The following is an 18,021-nucleotide window of genomic DNA, read 5'->3' as shown; positions in this document are numbered from 1 at the left end:
AAAGGGTTATTAAGATTTTGAAATGCTTAATAACCCTTTTTATTCCTTTTTATTTACTACCAAAGCTGATGAACTGAAGGTTTGATCAAATCGCTGTAAATTTTGTTCATTGCAGCAATCTTTTCAGAAGTTAATTTTGGAGTGTTATAAACCGATAAATTAGATAAAACATGTTCTGTTTTTGATGCACCTGGAATAATGCAGCTGACTTCGTTAAAACTCAAAATCCATTGAAGTGCGATAGCAGCAAGATTTTTAGATTCAGGAAATAAAGCTTTTAATTCATCAACAGCCTTTAATCCTAATTCATAATCAATTCCTGAGAAAGTTTCGCCTTTATCAAACGCTTCTCCGTTACGATTAAAATTGCGATGATCCTGAGGTTCAAAAGTAGTTTTTGAATCAAATTTACCTGTTAAAAGCCCACTTGCCAACGGTACTCTTGCAATTATTCCAATGTCTTTCTTTTTAGCTTCTGAGAAAAATAATTCAGAAGGTCGTTGGCGAAACAGATTAAAAATAATCTGAACTGTGGTTACATTAGAATATTCAATTGCTTTTAAAGCTTCTTCAACTTTTTCAACGCTAACACCAAGATTAAGAATTTTTCCCTGATCTTTTAATCGGTCAAAAAGTTCAAATATTTCTGGACGATAATACACTTCTGTAGGAGGGCAGTGCAACTGAATTAAATCAAGAGTTTCTAAGCCAGTTCTTTTTAAACTGTCTTCAACAAATTTTTGAAGCACTTTTGGAGTATATCCTTCATTAACATGCGGATTTATCTGGCGTCCGCATTTTGTGGCAACAAAAATTCTTTCAGAACGTGAGCGAACGACTCTTCCAACAGCAGTTTCGCTTAATCCGTTTTCGTAAACATCGGCAGTATCAATAAAGTTTACGCCATTGTCAATAGCCGTATTCAAAAGTTCATCGGCCGTTTTATCATCAAAACCCGATCCCCATTTTCCGCCAACTTGCCAAGTGCCAAGTGAGATTTCAGAGATATTGAAGTTTGTTTTTCCTAGTTTTCTGTAGTTCATTTTTTTTTGAGATTCTAAGGTTCTGAGTTGCTAAGATTCTAAGTTTTTTTTCTAGAGTTGCTGAGATTCTGAGACACAAAGTTTTTATTTATTCAAAACTTAGCATCTTAGAGCCTTAGCAACTTAGTATCTTTTTAGTCAAATAAATCAGAAGATAAATAACGATCGCCACGATCGCAGATTACGGCTACGACAACTCCAGATTCTAGCTGTTCGGCTATTTTTAAGGCAACGGCAACAGAACCTCCGCTGCTCATTCCTGCAAAAACACCTTCTTCCAGAGCTAATCTTTTAGTCATGGCACGTGCTTCTTCTTCGCTTACATCGACAACGGTATCCACTTTAGAAGCATCAAAAATTTTTGGAAGATATTCCTGTGGCCATTTACGGATTCCAGGAATCTGAGAACCATCGCTAGGCTGTGCGCCAACAATTTGAATATTTGGATTCTTTTCTTTCAAATAAGTCGAAGTTCCGATAATAGTTCCAGTTGTTCCCATAGCAGAAACAAAATGCGTTACCGTTCCGTCAGTATCATTCCATATTTCAGGACCAGTTGTCTTGTAATGCGCTTTCCAGTTGTCATCATTAGCAAACTGATTCAGCATCAAATACCCGCCTTGCGCCACTTTTTTATCTGCATAATCTCTAGATCCTATAATTCCTTCGCTGGCAGGCGTAAGAATCACGGTGGCGCCATATGCACGCATGGTCTGAGTTCTTTCTTTGGTTGAATCTTCTGGTAAAACCAACTCGATTTCGATGCCAAACAACTGTGCAATCATTGCTAATGCAATTCCTGTATTTCCGCTGGTTGCCTCAATTAATTTATCTCCTTTTTTGATGTCGCCTCTTTCTAATGCTGCGGCAATCATATTATAAGCCGCTCTGTCTTTTACGCTTCCTCCAGGATTGTTTCCTTCCAGTTTCAGTAAAAGTTTTACATTTTTATTTTTAACCAGATTGACCGTTTCCATCAATGGAGTATTGCCAATTAAGTTTAATAATCTATGTGAATTCATGTTATTTCTTTTCTTTTATTTTGACTTCAGTAGTAGTGGTATTTAAAACAATAGAGTCTTCGGGAATAGATTTGGTAATCCAAGCATTTCCTCCAACGATACTGTTTTTTCCAATTACAGTTTCTCCGCCTAGAATTGTCGCGTTGGCATAAATGCAGACATTGGCTTCTACCGTCGGATGTCTTTTAGCATTCTTCATTTCTTTGCTTACACTCAATGCGCCAAGCGTAACTCCCTGATAGATTTTTACATGTTTTTTAATAACTGTTGTTTCACCAATTACAATACCCGTAGCGTGATCGATAAAAAATGGCGATGCAATGTCGGCTCCGGCATGGATATCTGTACCTGTAATTCTGTGTGCATATTCACTCATTAATCGAGAAAACAGCAATAAATCGAGATGATATAATTCGTGGCTTAGTCTGTAAATCGCGATGGCATAAAATCCAGGATACCCCAGATATACTTCGTCTATGCTGTTTGAAGCGGGATCATTTTCAAGAATATATTCTGCATCTTGATTTAGCTTTTCTAAAACGCCAGGGAGCTTCTCTAAAAAACGGTCCCAAATAGATTCGCATAAATTTTGAGGTTTTTTGCAGGCTAAAACCGCAATTTCTTTAAAACGGAACTCCAGTTCATCAATGCTCTCGTCCAACGCTGCATTCGAATCAAATAGCGTATAAAAAAGCTTTTCTGTAAAGTCTTCCGTTTTGGTTTTAATGCCGTAATTTATATGTGAATGGCTCTTTAAAGCTCTTATATTTTGTATGATATTGTCTTTTGTCACAATGGTAAAAAATGATGAATAATTTTGGAACGTTAAAAGTAAGGCGTTTTTTGGAAATAAAATCACGATTTAACGAAAGAAATTTTGTTTGCAAAGTTTGATTTGTGATAAAAAACGAATTTTAAGCGGTTCTTTTTTATGCAATTCTTAAGAAGTTTATTGCGTAAATTAGCTTTTAAAATATATTAAAATGAAAAACAATCAAACATTTAAAAGTGATATTTCTGGGATTTCTTTTCCTGAAAGTGAGAAAATTTACGGAAGGGCAATTCATGATCCTATTTTGGGATTAATTAAAAAAGAATATCCTGATTTTGATGCTGAAGACTGTATTTCTATAAATGAGTTAAATGTTTATCGCCAAAAATATATTTCAAATTATCTTTCTTCTGAAATCGGAGCTCTTTCTGCAATGGAGAAAAATGTTATTTCTTCATTAAAAGAAGATAAATCGATTGTAAGTATTGTGGAAGAAGAGGAGGAAACAAGAAACCTAGGGCAGATAGTGGCTGATAAAGTGGCTGATTTTGGAGGAAGCTGGACTTTTATTATTTCGTTTGTAGTTTTTATTTCGGTTTGGATTGGCTCAAATGTTTTTATTTTCTTAAACAAAGGATTTGATCCGTATCCATTTATTCTCTTGAACTTAATACTGTCTTGTGTGGCAGCTTTACAGGCACCTGTGATTATGATGAGCCAAAACCGTCAGGAAGAAAAAGACCGTAATCGTGCTAAAAAAGATTTTATGATTAATCTTAAATCAGAGTTGGAAATTAGATTAATTCATGATAAAATTGATCATTTGATTATGCATCAGCAGCAAGAATTAATCGAAATTCAAAAAGTCCAAATCGAAATGATGAACGATATTTTGGATCAGATTAAGAAATAAAAGTTTTTAAAATTCCATTTTTTTAACCCCGATAGCTATCGGGACAAATTCCAAAAAAGAGCGAAGCGATTTTAGAAAATCTAAAAATAAAAGTGTTTAAGATAGTAACCGCCCAGCATAAAAAATAGATTTATGATTGCCATTCTCCAGATTAGTTTTTTATAATTTCTAGATTTATCTAAGAAATGAAATGCCGAAAAAATAAAGAGTAAAAGGCAGGTATAAATGGCTGGATACATTTTAAAAGCTGCTAAAAAATCGCCTTGAAAAAGTAAGAATAGAGATCTCTGAAATCCACACCCCAAACAGTCATAGCCAAACACAGTTTTGAACATGCAAGGAATCATATATTTCTCTAAACTCATGGCAGATCTTTTTTGCAATTTTACTAAAAAAATATGACAAACGTTTGAAGGAGTATAGAAGTACTATTTGAAAGTTTTATATTTTTGAAATCTTAAAATAAAGAAAGGATGAAAACTTTTAAAATTATAATAATGATTCTTGCGATTTCGGTTGCGTTATACGAACAGGTTTCGGAAGAAAAAAACATCTATATCATGATTGCTGCAATTGTAGTTTTCATGTTCGGAATGATGCAATTGAGTGCAAAAACGCCAAGTAAAAATAACGATAAAGAGGAGTAGGATGCTGGTAAAAGGAGATAAGGTTTCAGTACTCGATGAAGCCATAAACGGAACGGTAGTTTCGGTTAAAAATAATGAAGTTTTGATTGAAACAGAAGATGGTTTTATGATGACATTTTTAGTCAATGAACTAATTAAAATTCAAGAAACCAGTGATTTAATGAATTCTATTAAAAGAATTAATTTAGATGAAGTTTCAAAAGAGAAAACAGAGCCAAAACCAAGAAGTTTTGTAAAAGAAAAGAAAGATAAACGTGATGTTGGTGTTCCAGAATTTGATTTGCACATCGAAAAATTGGTTCCGAATAAACGCGGAATGTCAAACTATGATATTTTGACATTGCAGACTGAAACGGCAAAAAGACATATCGAATTTGCGATAAGAAACCGCATTCCAAAAATCGTTTTTATTCATGGTGTTGGTGAAGGAATTTTGAAAGCGGAACTCGATTTTTTATTAGGCCGTTATGACGGAATTGATTTTCAAGATGCCAATTATCAAAAATATGGTCTTGGAGCTACAGAAGTTTATATTAGACAAAGCAATAAGTAAAACAATTTTATGCAGTAAAAAGGGCTGCCTTAAAGCATAAAAAAACGTCTATTTTTTTGATTCGATTTAGTTGTAAAATCATCTCAAAAAACAGACGTTTTTTTGTAAGAATTATTTTTGCTGATTTCTTTTTAGAAATTTATTTATTTAGTTCGTCGCCGTTCTATTAATTTTTCCAAGAACGAAATTGCTTCCCAGTTTAAAGTTGCTATTTCCTTTTTGTAAAACTACGTTTTTAAGGACGATTGTGTGCTCATAAACTTGTCCAGTCAAAGTAGTAGTGACTTCGATAATTCCGCTTACATTAGCAACTCCAAGCTGCCCTGTCCAGGTTTCTTCGATTGCTGGAGCAGATGGCTGTATTTTGGCACACACAAAGGCTGGAGTTATAGATCCAGTTCCTTCTTTAGCTGTTTTATAAAACACTTTATTTTGTGTAGCAGTTATTAAACTTGTACGAGGCTGGTTGCTTGGAGTAACAACATTGACAAGTAAAGCAGGATCTATATCATCAATCGATAAATAGAATGTGTTGTTGTAATTATAAACTCTAGCCACTTCGTCACATTCATAAGCAGATCCATTCGGGTTAGTTTTGAAAGTCAGATTGGCTGGTGTTATAGTAGTATTGTATGTTCCAAATACAAATTCTGCTTGTGTTTGGTTTCCTGCTGGTTTGGCAAATGTGATATTTCTAAAAATGATACTGTGCTCATAACCTTTAATTCTAGTGCTTCCATCAGTTGCGCTTGAATCTACCAGTTGAGTGGTTGCAATTTCGATTAGACCATCAATTCCAAGCCATTCTTCGGTTACTTTTGGAGTGCTTGGCGGAATCGTACCGCAAATATTTTCTTTCGCAACAGTTCCGTCATAAGCTCTATAAACTACTCTGTATGAACCATTACCTTTTGCATCTATTGTGTATGTTTTGGTGCCATTGTCATTGATAATTGCTCCTTCTGGCATTTGAAGTAAAAGCGCTTCTTGTGGCTTTAATTTATAAATTAAAGTATTTGTTGTAGGATCACAAGCTTGAGACTCTGCAATATCTTCAAAATCTATTTTATCTACAGTCAAATCTCCATCATCGCATCCGTTTAAGAAAAGAGCAAATAATAAGAGGGCAGCATATTTTTTCATTGTAAAATTTATTTGGGTCAAAAATAGTGAAAAAAATGCCAAATGATATTTAAGATTTGACAATTGATATTTCTTAACTTTGCAGCAATGAAAAAAGTATATCTAGATAATGCCTCAACAACCGCCATGCGTCCCGAAGTAATTCAGGAAATGACAAAAATAATGCTTGAGGATTACGGAAATCCGTCTTCTACACATAGTTTTGGACGAAACGGTAAAACAATATTAGAACTTTCAAGAAAGAGTATTGCGAAATATCTTAATTGCACTGCTCAAGAAATCATTTTTACTTCTGGCGGAACTGAAGCCGACAACTGGATTCTGCGCTCTTCTGTCGAGGATTTAAAAGTAGAAAGAATCATTACTTCAAAGATTGAACATCATGCCGTTTTGCATACCGTTTGGGCGCTTCAAGATGAATACAAAATTCAGGTCGACTACGTTAATGTAAATACAGACGGAAGTCTTGACTTAACACATTTATCTAATTTATTGGCTGACGAAAAAAAGACTTTAGTCAGTTTAATGCATGTAAACAACGAAACGGGAACTGTTTTAGATTTAGATCGCGTTAGTTTGATTTGTAAGCAATATAATGCTTTGTTTCATTCAGATACAGTGCAGTCTGTTGGGAAGACAGAAATCGACCTGCAAAAGACTCCTGTTGATTTTATTTTGGCTAGTGCGCATAAGTTTCACGGACCAAAAGGAATTGGTTTTGCTTTTATTCGAAAAAATTCTGGTTTACAACCGTTGCTTTTTGGAGGAGAACAAGAAAAAGGACTTCGTGCAGGAACTGAGGCTGTACATCAGATTGCCGGAATGGCAAAAGCTTTGTCTATTTCTTATGAAAAATTAGACGAAGAAAGAGCTTATATTTCAAGTATAAAAAATTACCTGATTGAGCAGTTAGAAATTCATTTTCCAGATTTTAGAATCAACGGGAAAAAAGATGATTTCTATAACATCATCAATATTATTCTGCCTTTTTCATCAGATAAAACCTCGATGTTGCTCTTTAGTTTGGATATGAAAGGAATTGCTGTTTCAAGAGGAAGCGCTTGCCAGTCTGGAAGTATAAAACCTTCGCATGTTTTAAACGAAATGCTTTCTGAGACGGATTTAAAATTGCCAAATCTCCGAATTTCATTTAGTCATTATAATACCAAAGAAGATATCGACTGGCTTATTGAGAGTTTGAAAACGGTCTAAGATGCTGAGATGCTAGGGCTCTGAGATTTTAAGTTTTTTTAATTAGGAGTGCAATAAGAATAAAACTAAAAAGTTCGCAAAGTTTGTTTTGATAAAACTTTGCGAACTTTTTTTAAGCTCTCTTTAGATTCTAGTAAAACTTCTTTGTGTACTTTGCGGTAAAAACTATACTCAAAATTTTTCAAAAACTTGAGACCTGTATACTTGAAACAAAAAAGCTATTTACGAATAACTTTTACCTGAGAATCTTTAGTTAATTTGATAATGGTCGAAGATTTTCCGTTGACTTTGTCTTGGTTTAATTTTACAACATAATCTACACCATTGATAATTTCAGGGCTTATGTCTTTGAAACTTTGTGGTGTTGGCTGTCCAGAAATATTAGCTGAAGTAGAAACCAACGGCTTTTTCATTCTTTCCATCAATTTATAGCAGAAAGGTTCTTTTACCAATCTCACTCCAAGAGATTTGTCGGCGGCAATGATGTTTGGAGCAACGTTTCTAGCGTCGTCAAGAATTAGAGTTGTTGGTTTTTCAGATAAATCCATAATCTGCCATGCAACTTCAGGAATATCCTTAAAAACGTTGTACATCATTTTTTCGCTGTTCATTAAAACAATCATACTTTGAGTTTCTGCTCGTTGTTTTAATTTATAGATTTTAGCAACAGCCTCCGCGTTTGTGGCATCACAGCCAATTCCCCAAACTGTATCTGTTGGGTAAAGGATTATACCTCCGTTTTTTATTACTTCGTATGCGTTGATGATTTCTTGGTTTATAATATCCATAAACTAATTAATTTATTCTTTCAGAAAGAAATGTAAAGGTAAATAATAAACTTTAAAAAAAGTTGTTTGAAAGTAATCAAACGTATTTAGAAATTATGACAAGATTGTTATTTTAAAATGAATAAAAAATAGTATATAAGTTTTTTAAGCATTTATTTTGCAGCAAAATTTAACCAATTGTTCTCATTAAGGAAAATCTGAAATGTTGTCTGTAAAATGTAATTTGGCTACTTATTTTTTTTAATTTTAAACTTGAAAATTAATCTCAAACAATGAAAATAATCCTCGATTCCCAAGCGTTTAATTATCAAAAATATGGAGGCGTTTCAAGATATTATACAGAGATTTTTTCTATTCTTTCCAATGAAGCTGGTCTAGAGATTATCACTCCTTGGTTATATACTAGAAATTTATATTATCGAGATAGTAAACTTTTTAATAAAAGCCAAAAACGAAATAGCTATTTTTTAGGGCTTTTATCTAAACTAGGAATAAGTATTAGAAAAAAAAGTAAAAAAAATAATTACTCTAGAACAATTAATACATTATTAGAAGATTCTTTTGATGTTTTTATTCCCACATACTATGATCCTTACTTTTTAAATTTTATAAATGAAAAACCGTTTATCCTAACAGTTTATGATATGATTCATGAGCTTTTTCCGCAGTATTTTTCTGACGCTGCTGAATTAAGAGAAAGTAAATTATTATTAATTGAAAAGTCAGCGAAAATTATTGCCGTTTCTCAAAATACTAAGAAGGATATTTTAACATTATACCCACATATTGATGAGTCAAAAATAGAGGTTATTTATCATGGAACATCAATTAATGTGAATGAAAATGTTAATGTGAATTTGCCAGAAAATTATATCTTATATGTTGGATCTAGGGCAGATTATAAAAATTTTAAGTTTTTAGCTGAAGCTATTAAAGAACTTTTAAAAAATGATTCAAATTTATTCCTAGTTTGCGCCGGAGGTGGAAAATTAGATAAAGAAGAGAAAGAATTTATAAAAAGGTTAGATTTAGAGAAGCAAATATTACAATTTGATTTTAGAGAAAATGAATTAGGACTTTTTTATAAAAAGGCCATATGTTTTGTGTTTCCTTCGCTATATGAGGGATTTGGAATTCCAGTTTTAGAATCTATGGCTTGTGAATGTCCGGTTGTTTTAGGAAATCATAGCTCATTTCCTGAAGTAGCAGCAAATGCAGGAGTATATTTTGATGTGAATAGTAAAGATGATTTAAAAGAAAAGATTCTGAAATTGATACAAAGTGAAGAATTAAGAAAAGAATTTTCGGTAAAAGGAATTGAACAAATAAAAAAGTTTACATGGGAAAATGCTGCTCAGCAATGTTTAGATCTTTATAGGAAAGCGTGTTCAAATTAATTAATAAAAATGAATAATTATAAAACAAAATCCCCAGTATTATTTTTAATTTTTAATCGTCCGGATGTAACGGAGCTGGTTTTTGAACAGATTAAAAAACAACAACCTCAAAAGTTGTATATAGCGGCTGATGGTCCTAGAAATGATAGATTCAATGAAAAAGAACTTTGTAATGAAACTAGAAGTATTATAAATAAAATTGATTGGGATTGTGAAGTAAAAACTTTATTCCGTGATGAAAATTTAGGATGTAAGTATGCTGTTTCTTCTGCAATAAATTGGTTTTTTGATAATGAAGAGGAAGGAATTATATTAGAAGATGATTGTCTTCCATCTGATGATTTTTTTGTTTTTTGTGACACAATGCTTGAAAAATATCGATTTGATACCAGAATACGGCACATTGGAGGCAGCAATTTACAAATGGGTCAAAAACATGGAAAGGATAGCTATTATTTTTCGAATTTGACTCACGTATGGGGATGGGCTTCGTGGAGAAGAGCTTGGAATGATTATGATGTTGAACTTTCTAGGTATAAAGACATTGATGCTGAAAATAGTTTTAAATTAATTTTCAGCGATCCAATTGTTGTAGATAGCTGGAAGTCTATTTTTGATAAAATGCTTAGAAGCGAAATAGATACTTGGGATTATCAATGGACAATAACCAATTTTTTTAATAATAGTTTATCAATTATTCCCAATGTAAATTTAATTAGTAACATAGGTTTTGGAGTAAATGCAACGCATACTATAAATGCTGATGATTGCTTCTCAAATTTAAAGACTGAAAAACTTGACGATATCACACATCCTATTATAGTTCTTCCTAGTAAAACAGCCGATTTTTTTACTATGGCGAGAGAGTTCAATGTAGAAAGGAAAAGAAGAAAAAATAAATGGAGAAGACTGAAATTTTGGAAGAAAAAGAAATAATTAAATGACCATGAGTGTGATATCTGTAATAACTGTAAATTTTAATGATAAAAATGGACTGCAGAAAACACTTAAAAGTGTTACTAATCAGACATACAAAGATTTCGAATTTATTGTAATTGATGGCGGAAGTACAGATGGAAGTAAAGAATTGATAGAAAAATATCAAAATAAAATTTCATATTGGATTAGTGAGAAGGATAATGGGGTTTTTCATGCAATGAATAAAGGAATTAAGGCTGCTACAGGAGAATTTGTAATATTTATGAATGGTGGAGACTGCTTTAATGATGATTTTGTACTGCAAGATAATGTTTCAAGTTTGACGTCTGAATATGACATTTATTATGGTGACAATTACAAACAAAGTAATGGATCAAAAAGGCTAAAAACATATAGTGAAAAACTTCATTTTTCTTTTTTTTATACAAGTTCTATTAATCATCAATCTACATTTATAAGAAAAAGTCTTTTTGATAAATACTTTTATTATAATGAAGATTATAAGATTGCTTCAGATTGGGAATTTTTTGTTTACACTATATGTCATCAAAATGTATCCTATAAGTATTTAAAAAAGACTATTGCCGTTTATGATTTTACAGGAATCTCTTCAGATCCAAAATTCAGAGAATTATATAATGAAGAAAAAAAAGAAACTTTTCAAAAATATTTTCCTGCATTTGAAGATGATTATAAAGAAGTTGAAGTTTTGAATTCGAAAAGGTTTTTGCAATTTCAACATATAAAAAAATATAACATTAGTTGGAAATTATTAAAAGGTTTTATTAATGTATTATTACTATTTTTGCCTAAAATTGAAAAGAGATAATTTTTCCTTAACTCCTCCTTGATTGAAAAATGTATATGAAGAAAATCCATGTTGGTTTTTTATTTTCTCATGATTATGAAAAATTAAAGTTGTCTATCCCTCCTGTTTATGGAGCTTCTGATAGAATTTTTATCGCTATGGATGAAAATTTCGTCACATGGTCAGGAAATAAATTTGCGGTAGATCCTGCTTTTTTTGAATGGCTAAAAGAAATTGATGTAGATAATAAAATCGAGATTTATAAAGATAATTTCTATATCCCATCTCTCACGGAAATTGATATGGATACAAGAGAGCGTCACTTGCTGTCTCTAAAGATGGGAATTGGAAATTGGCTCATTCAGATTGATAGTGATGAGTACTTTTTAAATTTCGAAAAGTTTGTTATGGACTTGAGAAAATTTGACCATTATCTCGATAATCCTGAAAAGAAGAAAATCCAGATTGCCGCTTTTTGGATAATACTTTATAAATATACTGATAATGGGATATTATATGTCGATCTGCCGATGAAAGCAGTGTTTGCTACCAATTATCCTAATTATACTTGCGCACGACGAACTAAAGCACAGGTAATTTACACTGATAATATTGTGTTGCATGAATCTTTATCCAGAACAGAAGAAGAATTACGTTTTAAATTAGAAAATTGGGGACATAAACGTGAAGTAAATCCTGAGTTTTTGAACAAATGGATTAAGGTAAATGAAAACAATTACTTTCAGTTTGAAAATTTTTACTATATAGAACCAGAAAGATGGAAACGATTAAACTATTTTCCTAGTAAAAACTTAAAAGATATTAAAAAATTTGTAATAGAATCTAAAGTTTTAAAACTTTCCAAGACCTATCTTTTTATGAAAAACTTTGGACAATGGTTTAAATTTTTATTTAAATGGAATTAATATAAAACTTTAGTATATACATCAAAATAATCAGCAGCTGTTCTTTTCCAATCAAAGTCAGCTGCTCGTTTTTTTATGATTGCTTCTCTTTCAGTTTTATTGGTTTCATAATCATGTAGACCTTCGATTAAAACGTTTTTCATATATTCAGGATCAAAATTATCCCAATAGATTGATGCTTCCCCACCAATTTCTGGAAGAGATGTTTTATTCGATAAAAAAGTAGGTTTCCCAAAACTCATTGCTTCAATTGGTGGAAGTCCAAAACCTTCCCTAATTGAAGGGAAAAGAAATGCAGTGCAATTTTTCATAAAAAACTGTTTGCCTTCTTCACTTACTTTTCCAGTCAAAAAAACCTGATTGGTTAATCCGTTATCAGCAATTAACCGCTTTATTTTATCGCCGTATTTTTTATCATTGTTCCCAGAAATAATTAAGTTGAAGTCTTTTATATGTTTCATCATATTAACAATCGACTGATAATTTTTTCTTTCAAGAAAATCTCCAATAGCATAAAAAAAAGGCTTGTCAACAGGAATGTTTGTAATATATTTAGATGTGTCTAATATTGTAGAAATCGGGTTTCCATTATAAATTACATATTCTGGAACATCTGGGACATCAAAATTTTTATGTGTCTCAGACTTTGCAAACTCTGAGATATATGTTATGGCAGTTGATTTTTCGAGTTTAGCTCTAAATAACCTATTTAATCTATGATTAGGATCTGGAGAAACTTCATCGATAAAATGAACATCGTGAATCGTTAATAGGTATTTGTTACAATGATAAGGCTCGACTTTAGTATTCTGATTTACGGAGTGCCATAAATCGTATTTCTTTCGAACTCTAAATAGCGGATGCCTGGATAGACTATTATATTTGTGATATTCAAATTTGTCTTTAAATTCTTCTTTCAATACATCAGGATTAGGAGTGTTTAGTGTTAATTCAAAATTTTTAAAATCTAAAGTAGATAAACCCTTTACTAGTTCATAATTGAAAGTTCCTAAGCCAGCAGCTCTGTTAATTATGTTATGTGTTTCCAGAAAAATCTTAAATGACATTTTTTTCTTTTTTTTACGAAAATACAATAATAATTTGAAGTGTTAAATCGTATATGTATTTTTGTTGTTTATAAAAAAAAGCTGATGAATTTTAAAGTAAATCCAATTTTCGAGAACAATACTGATTCGATACTGAATACCATCAAAATGTTTAGTTCCACAGGCGAGCTTTTTGGAAATGGAGATCGCAACAAAATAAAATTGTTTGATTTTAATGGCAAGACAATTAATATAAAATCGTTTAAAGTTCCGCACTTTATCAATAAAATCGCTTATAAATATTTTAGAAAATCAAAAGCAAAACGATCATTTGAGTTTGCAAACAAATTGTTAGAATTAGGCGTTGGAACTCCTGAACCTATCGCATTTGCTGAGTTTTCGTCGGTACTGGGTTTGGAAAAAAGTTTTTATGTAAGCGAGCATCTAAATGCAGATCTTACTTATAGAGAACTAGTCGAAATTCCTGATTTTCCAGATCGTGAGAACATTTTAAGACAGTTTACTAAATTTAGTTTTGATCTTCACGAAAAAGGCATCGAATTTTTAGACCATTCCCCAGGTAATACTTTGATAAAAAAGAATGCCAGCGGAAATTACGATTTCTTTCTGGTAGATTTAAACAGAATGGAGTTTCATAATTCTATGTCTTTTGAAATGCGCATGAAAAACCTTTGTCGTTTGACGCCTTTAGAAGAGATGGTTGCGACAATGAGTAATGAATATGCTAAATATTATAAAGCAGAATCTGAAGAGAAGATTTTTGAAACTTTATGGAAATATACTTCAGATTTTCAAGAGAAGTTTTATAGAAAAAAACGCTTGAAAAAGAAACTTAAATTTTGGAAGAAGTAATTCTTCTTAATTCTTTATAGCGAATATAAATGCTGTAAGCATTCAGATAACAAATAATAACGCCTTTTCTGCCGTCCAAAAAACCAAAACGTATTATAAACTGATACAAGAATGTATATAGAGGATGGAGGAGCTGCAGTAAGAAGCTAGGTTTTATTCCTTTTGCTAATTTTTCATTAGCCTTAAAAATTCCGTAATGATACATTTTTGATTTATAGTCTTCATAGGACGAATACGAAAAATGTATGATTTTATTTTTTAGGGAGGAAATTGGTCCGTTTACAATTAATTTCTCGTGAACGGTTCTTTCTTCGTTGTATCGGCACTTCGATTTATTAAAAAGCCTAAAAATCTTATCGGTTTGCCAGCCGCTGAATTTCAATCGACTGTTTTTAAACATAAAAATACGGTAGATAAAATAAGCGCTTGCGACATTTTCAGAATTAATTGCTGTAACAATTTCAGATTTTAATTCTGGTGTTAATCTTTCGTCGGCATCAATAAATAAAATCCATGAATTTTTTGCCTGACTCAATGCAAAATTCCGTTGAGATGTATAATCGACAAAACGGTGCTGAATCAATTTTACATTTTTGAAAGACTCAACTATGCTTACTGTTTTATCGGTACTGTAGGAATCAACAACAATTATTTCGTCAGCAAAATCAATATCATCCAGAAGTGATTTTATATGCTGTTCTTCGTTAAGCGTAATAATCAGGACTGATAATTTTTGCTTTTCACTATTCATTATAAATTCCTTTTACTTTTTTCAATTTTTATATTCTTGAAAATAAGTTTCGAGCTTTTGGAGCATCAATTCCAATGGATATTCAGCGTAATATTCAAAAGTATGTTCTTTTATATATTGCTCTGTATGCTTCTCGTAGATTTCAGGTTTTAAATCTTTTAAATGAACTGAAACATTTTTTGCTTCATTTTCAAATAATTGCCATGTTTCTTTTCTAACAGAAGGAGTGAAGATTGAGAAAGTTGGAATCTCAAGAGCTTTAGCCATATTTACCGCGCCGCCTTCGTTTCCAATTAGCATTTCACATTGAGAAAGTATGGCTAAAAACTGGCGTAAATCTGTAGCATATAAATCAAAAATAATATGCTTTTTGGTTTCTTCCGAACAATAATTATAGACCTCTAAAGCTTGTTCTTTTTGGTTTGGAATATAATTAAATAGGATAGTGGCATTTGTTTTCGTTACTGTAAAATCAATAATTTTTGCCATTCCGTCAAGCGGATATGTTTTGTAATGCTCGCTACCTAAAATTCCAAACATAATCAATGGTTTTTCAGGATCTACATTATAACTTTTTAAAATGTTTTTTGCTTCAGCAATTTCAGATTCTTTTAAAAAGATCTTTGGTTTTACGTTTGTAATCTTTTCTGAGAAAAAAGGTTTAAGAAGCAGTAATCTGTTTTCAATTGCCAAACCAAATTCAGATTTTATGGCATCAAAACGCTCGTAACTGTAATTATAAAATATGTTGGAATACCACTTATGGTAAGAAACTTTATATTTTGCACCAGAGAAAAAAGTAATTAGACTAGTTCCCAATTTACTGTATACATCTATTACAGCATCGTATTTTTTTCTTCGAATCTCAAAAATAAATTTAATGAACTCAAAAGTCGATTTTCTGATTTTATTAGTCACCGGTATTATGTTATCAATATTCGGATTTTCTTTAAGAACATCTATCGAATTAGGGTAACACATATAGTCAATTGTAGAGTCTGGAAACTTGGCTTTAAGATTGTTGCAAATAATCGTGCTTGTTAAAACATCTCCAATTCTTTTTGCTGAATGACTAATATTCTCATTTGGGTTTTTGTTCAATTAAAAGGCTAAAATACAAACTATTTTACGAAGTGTACAAGAGATGATATGAATAAGATTAAACTAAATTAAAAAGTTATATTTTTGTGCTCAACAAATTAAAATGAACAATGGGAATTAGCGGTTTGGTTATTACTTTCAATGAGGAAAAAAACATTGGAAAATGTATAGATGCCTTATTTAAAGTTTGTGACGAAGTTATTATTGTGGATTCTTTCAGTAAAGATCGAACAGTAGAAATAGCTAAAGAAAAAGGAGCGCAAGTTATTCAACAGGCATTTTTAGGAGATGGTCCCCAACGTACACATGGATTGCCTTTTTGCAAAAATGATTGGATCTTAAATCTTGATGCGGATGAATTCTTGGATAAAGATGCTGAGGAATTTATTCTGAACAAAAAGTATTTGGAAGGAAATTACGACGCTTTCAGTTTCAGGGTAAAGAACTTTTTAGCAGATAAGTTAATTGATTTTTCAGGATGGTATCCAGATCATAAAGTTCGTTTTTTTAATAAACTAACAGCTCATCCTTCAGAATCTAAAGTACACCAGAAAATTGTAACTCAAAACGAGAAAAAAGTTGCTGTACATATTCTGCATTATGGATGGGATTCTTTTGATCAAATTATTGCAAAAAAGAACCAGTATTCTGGATGGCATGCACAGCAGTTATTTGATCAAGGGAAAAGAATTAATGCTTTCAAACCTGTTCTTAACGGAACAGTAGCTTTTGTTCGCTGCTATTTCTTTAAAAAAGGAATCTTCAATGGTCTTGACGGACTCTCAATAGCAATGATTCAGGCTTTTTTCTCGTATATGAAATATGCCAAGCTTATAAAGCTTCAGAAAAAGTAAAAAAAGAGGTGATTTCAAATCATCTCTTTTTTTCTGTTATTTCTATATTGGAAACATCTTGATTGACATTTTAAAATTTTAGTGAAGATAAAAAAGAGACTTTCTCAAATAAAGTAAAATTATTCAACCAATAGGTTTCTATGATATTTGACTATTGCTTGTCTAAATTAAAAACCGTTTCAACCCAATTTTCGATAGTATATTTTTTATAAATGTCATCAGGAATTGGCTCATAAGAAGATCTAAAGAAATCGATGTCAAAATTTATGTTCTTTTCATCTATGATTAAAATATTTTTGGGATTATAAAAATCATATTGGACAATGTTATGATTTGTCGTAATTAACTTTTTTTGCAGGCCTAAACTTTCAAATACTCTAAAGGATAATCCGTTTTGCTCTTTGCGATGGATGTCTAATAATAATTTCGAATCATTTACTAATTTATTTACTAGATCAACTTGAATAGATTCTGGAATGAATTCTATATTAGGATCTTTGAGCTTATTTTTCTTATCATGAATGATGAACTTAAAAGATATTTCTTTTGCTTTCAGTTCTTTAGCAATTTTGCATATAGTCCTAAATCTATTATCTCTCGAACTAATATTAAAAACATCGTATTTAAAAACTCCCTCTGTATTTAATTTTGATTCGTTGTAAATAAAGTTTGTTATGAATTTTAGATTGTATTTTAGGGCATCTTCTTTTTCAAATGTGTAAACTTCATCAAAATTTGAAATTGTCGACACTATTTTTGGACAACGTTTAATGTTATCATTAAAAAAAGCAATTGATTTTTTAGTATATTTTTTAAAATCTAAAATTTTTTTAGAATCAATAAAATCTCCTTTTATAGTTAAAATTATATCTTGAATTTGTCCGAATGCTTCTAAACGATTATTTATTTCAGTGCCGAAATGAATGTGCTTTATGTTCTTTTTAAAAAATACCTTTAGAAAAAAATTATAAATGCGATATGAAAAATTGGGATACTTATATTTAAATGTATTAAAATCAATATGATTTACGATATGTCCTCTTTTTTGTAGTGCTTTAACAATATTTTGATTGTAGCCCCAATTGTCATGACTAATTATAGTAATTTTCATTTGTAAGAATATTTTTTTGATTGTAGGGCCAATTAAAATTATAATTAGCCTAATGTTTACTTTAAAAATGTGGTATCATTTTTATAATTACAGAAAAAACAGATTTGAAAAGATTTTGAGTT

General features: G+C 31.2%; 20 protein-coding genes. 10 read left to right on the top strand and 10 right to left on the bottom strand.

The features are described from left to right. Positions 1-56 precede the first annotated feature (56 nt). The 3 genes from BB050_RS00715 to BB050_RS00705 all read right to left on the bottom strand — a co-directional run bounded on the left by BB050_RS00715 (position 57) and on the right by BB050_RS00705 (position 2,858). A complete protein-coding gene (locus BB050_RS00715) occupies positions 57-1,043 on the bottom strand; it encodes an aldo/keto reductase (RefSeq protein WP_066032229.1) in 987 nt (328 codons plus the stop codon). 134 nt (positions 1,044-1,177) lie between these two features. Further along, positions 1,178-2,065 (bottom strand): cysteine synthase CysM, encoded by an 888-nt coding sequence (cysM, locus tag BB050_RS00710; protein ID WP_066032228.1) that lies wholly within the window; start codon positions 2,063-2,065, stop codon positions 1,178-1,180. A 1-nt stretch (position 2,066) separates the two neighbouring features. Then, the gene (locus BB050_RS00705; RefSeq protein ID WP_035690666.1) at positions 2,067-2,858 is read right to left on the bottom strand and encodes a serine O-acetyltransferase; all 792 of its coding nucleotides are present in this window, start codon (positions 2,856-2,858) and stop codon (positions 2,067-2,069) included. 190 nt (positions 2,859-3,048) lie between these two features. Here BB050_RS00705 and BB050_RS00700 point away from each other — a divergent pair, with 190 nt between their 5' ends. Further along, entirely contained in the window at positions 3,049-3,750 is a 702-nt protein-coding gene (locus BB050_RS00700; RefSeq protein ID WP_066032227.1) for a DUF1003 domain-containing protein, read from the top strand. A gap of 80 nt (positions 3,751-3,830) precedes the next feature. Here BB050_RS00700 and BB050_RS00695 read toward each other — a convergent pair whose 3' ends face one another. Further along, positions 3,831-4,085, bottom strand: coding sequence for a DUF2752 domain-containing protein (locus tag BB050_RS00695; RefSeq protein ID WP_236940448.1), 255 nt, complete (start codon positions 4,083-4,085; stop codon positions 3,831-3,833). Positions 4,086-4,223: 138 nt separating this feature from the next. Between BB050_RS00695 and BB050_RS21800 the strand changes: the two genes are divergently transcribed. Beyond that, complete coding sequence (locus BB050_RS21800; protein ID WP_008462622.1) at positions 4,224-4,397, top strand: hypothetical protein; 174 nt, start codon at positions 4,224-4,226, stop codon at positions 4,395-4,397. A gap of 1 nt (position 4,398) precedes the next feature. After that, positions 4,399-4,950: a Smr/MutS family protein gene (locus BB050_RS00690; protein ID WP_066032226.1), complete on the top strand. Its 552-nt coding sequence runs from the start codon at positions 4,399-4,401 to the stop codon at positions 4,948-4,950. 147 nt (positions 4,951-5,097) lie between these two features. Here BB050_RS00690 and BB050_RS00685 read toward each other — a convergent pair whose 3' ends face one another. After that, positions 5,098-6,093: a hypothetical protein gene (locus BB050_RS00685; RefSeq protein ID WP_066032225.1), complete on the bottom strand. Its 996-nt coding sequence runs from the start codon at positions 6,091-6,093 to the stop codon at positions 5,098-5,100. Positions 6,094-6,180: 87 nt separating this feature from the next. On the opposite strand from BB050_RS00685, the gene BB050_RS00680 reads away from it, so the two are divergent. Then, complete coding sequence (locus BB050_RS00680; RefSeq protein ID WP_066032224.1) at positions 6,181-7,305, top strand: cysteine desulfurase family protein; 1,125 nt, start codon at positions 6,181-6,183, stop codon at positions 7,303-7,305. A gap of 218 nt (positions 7,306-7,523) precedes the next feature. On the opposite strand, the gene BB050_RS00675 is transcribed toward BB050_RS00680, so the two are convergent. After that, complete coding sequence (locus tag BB050_RS00675; protein WP_008462627.1) at positions 7,524-8,093, bottom strand: L-threonylcarbamoyladenylate synthase; 570 nt, start codon at positions 8,091-8,093, stop codon at positions 7,524-7,526. 272 nt (positions 8,094-8,365) lie between these two features. On the opposite strand from BB050_RS00675, the gene BB050_RS00670 reads away from it, so the two are divergent. From BB050_RS00670 to BB050_RS00655, 4 genes are read left to right on the top strand one after another with little or no spacing between them, the layout of a single operon-like run. After that, complete coding sequence (locus tag BB050_RS00670) at positions 8,366-9,490, top strand: glycosyltransferase family 4 protein (RefSeq protein WP_066032223.1); 1,125 nt, start codon at positions 8,366-8,368, stop codon at positions 9,488-9,490. Between the two features lie 9 nt (positions 9,491-9,499). Beyond that, a complete protein-coding gene (locus tag BB050_RS00665) occupies positions 9,500-10,426 on the top strand; it encodes a nucleotide-diphospho-sugar transferase (RefSeq protein ID WP_066032222.1) in 927 nt (308 codons plus the stop codon). A gap of 10 nt (positions 10,427-10,436) precedes the next feature. Next, positions 10,437-11,258, top strand: a complete 822-nt coding sequence (locus tag BB050_RS00660) for a glycosyltransferase family 2 protein (RefSeq protein ID WP_066032221.1) — start codon at positions 10,437-10,439, stop codon at positions 11,256-11,258. 35 nt (positions 11,259-11,293) lie between these two features. Beyond that, on the top strand, positions 11,294-12,163 hold the full coding sequence (locus tag BB050_RS00655) for a hypothetical protein (RefSeq protein ID WP_008462635.1): 870 nt from the start codon (positions 11,294-11,296) through the stop codon (positions 12,161-12,163). On the opposite strand, the gene BB050_RS00650 is transcribed toward BB050_RS00655, so the two are convergent. Continuing rightward, a complete protein-coding gene (locus BB050_RS00650) occupies positions 12,160-13,230 on the bottom strand; it encodes a glycosyltransferase family 4 protein (protein ID WP_066032220.1) in 1,071 nt (356 codons plus the stop codon). The genes BB050_RS00655 and BB050_RS00650 overlap by 4 nt on opposite strands. Positions 13,231-13,314: 84 nt before the next feature. Between BB050_RS00650 and BB050_RS00645 the strand changes: the two genes are divergently transcribed. Then, complete coding sequence (locus tag BB050_RS00645) at positions 13,315-14,082, top strand: lipopolysaccharide kinase InaA family protein (RefSeq protein ID WP_066032219.1); 768 nt, start codon at positions 13,315-13,317, stop codon at positions 14,080-14,082. Here the strand turns inward: BB050_RS00645 and BB050_RS00640 are convergent. Together BB050_RS00640 and BB050_RS00635 are read right to left on the bottom strand one after the other, a co-directional pair. Further along, a complete protein-coding gene (locus tag BB050_RS00640; protein ID WP_066032218.1) occupies positions 14,063-14,833 on the bottom strand; it encodes a glycosyltransferase family 2 protein in 771 nt (256 codons plus the stop codon). The genes BB050_RS00645 and BB050_RS00640 overlap by 20 nt on opposite strands. A 21-nt stretch (positions 14,834-14,854) precedes the next feature. Beyond that, entirely contained in the window at positions 14,855-15,934 is a 1,080-nt protein-coding gene (locus BB050_RS00635; protein WP_236940398.1) for a glycosyltransferase family 9 protein, read from the bottom strand. 110 nt (positions 15,935-16,044) lie between these two features. Between BB050_RS00635 and BB050_RS00630 the strand changes: the two genes are divergently transcribed. Beyond that, a complete protein-coding gene (locus BB050_RS00630; RefSeq protein ID WP_066032217.1) occupies positions 16,045-16,788 on the top strand; it encodes a glycosyltransferase family 2 protein in 744 nt (247 codons plus the stop codon). Positions 16,789-16,939: 151 nt separating this feature from the next. Here BB050_RS00630 and BB050_RS00625 read toward each other — a convergent pair whose 3' ends face one another. Next, positions 16,940-17,899, bottom strand: a complete 960-nt coding sequence (locus BB050_RS00625; RefSeq protein ID WP_066032216.1) for a WaaS/CpsH family glycosyltransferase — start codon at positions 17,897-17,899, stop codon at positions 16,940-16,942. Positions 17,900-18,021 lie beyond the last annotated feature (122 nt).

Origin of the sequence: Flavobacterium anhuiense (assembly GCF_001705175.1) — a bacterium.
In the GTDB taxonomy this organism is placed as follows: Bacteria; Bacteroidota; Bacteroidia; order Flavobacteriales; family Flavobacteriaceae; genus Flavobacterium; species Flavobacterium anhuiense.
The sequence above is the reverse complement of the archived record's forward strand: the minus strand, read 5'-3'. Positions and strand labels throughout refer to the sequence as shown.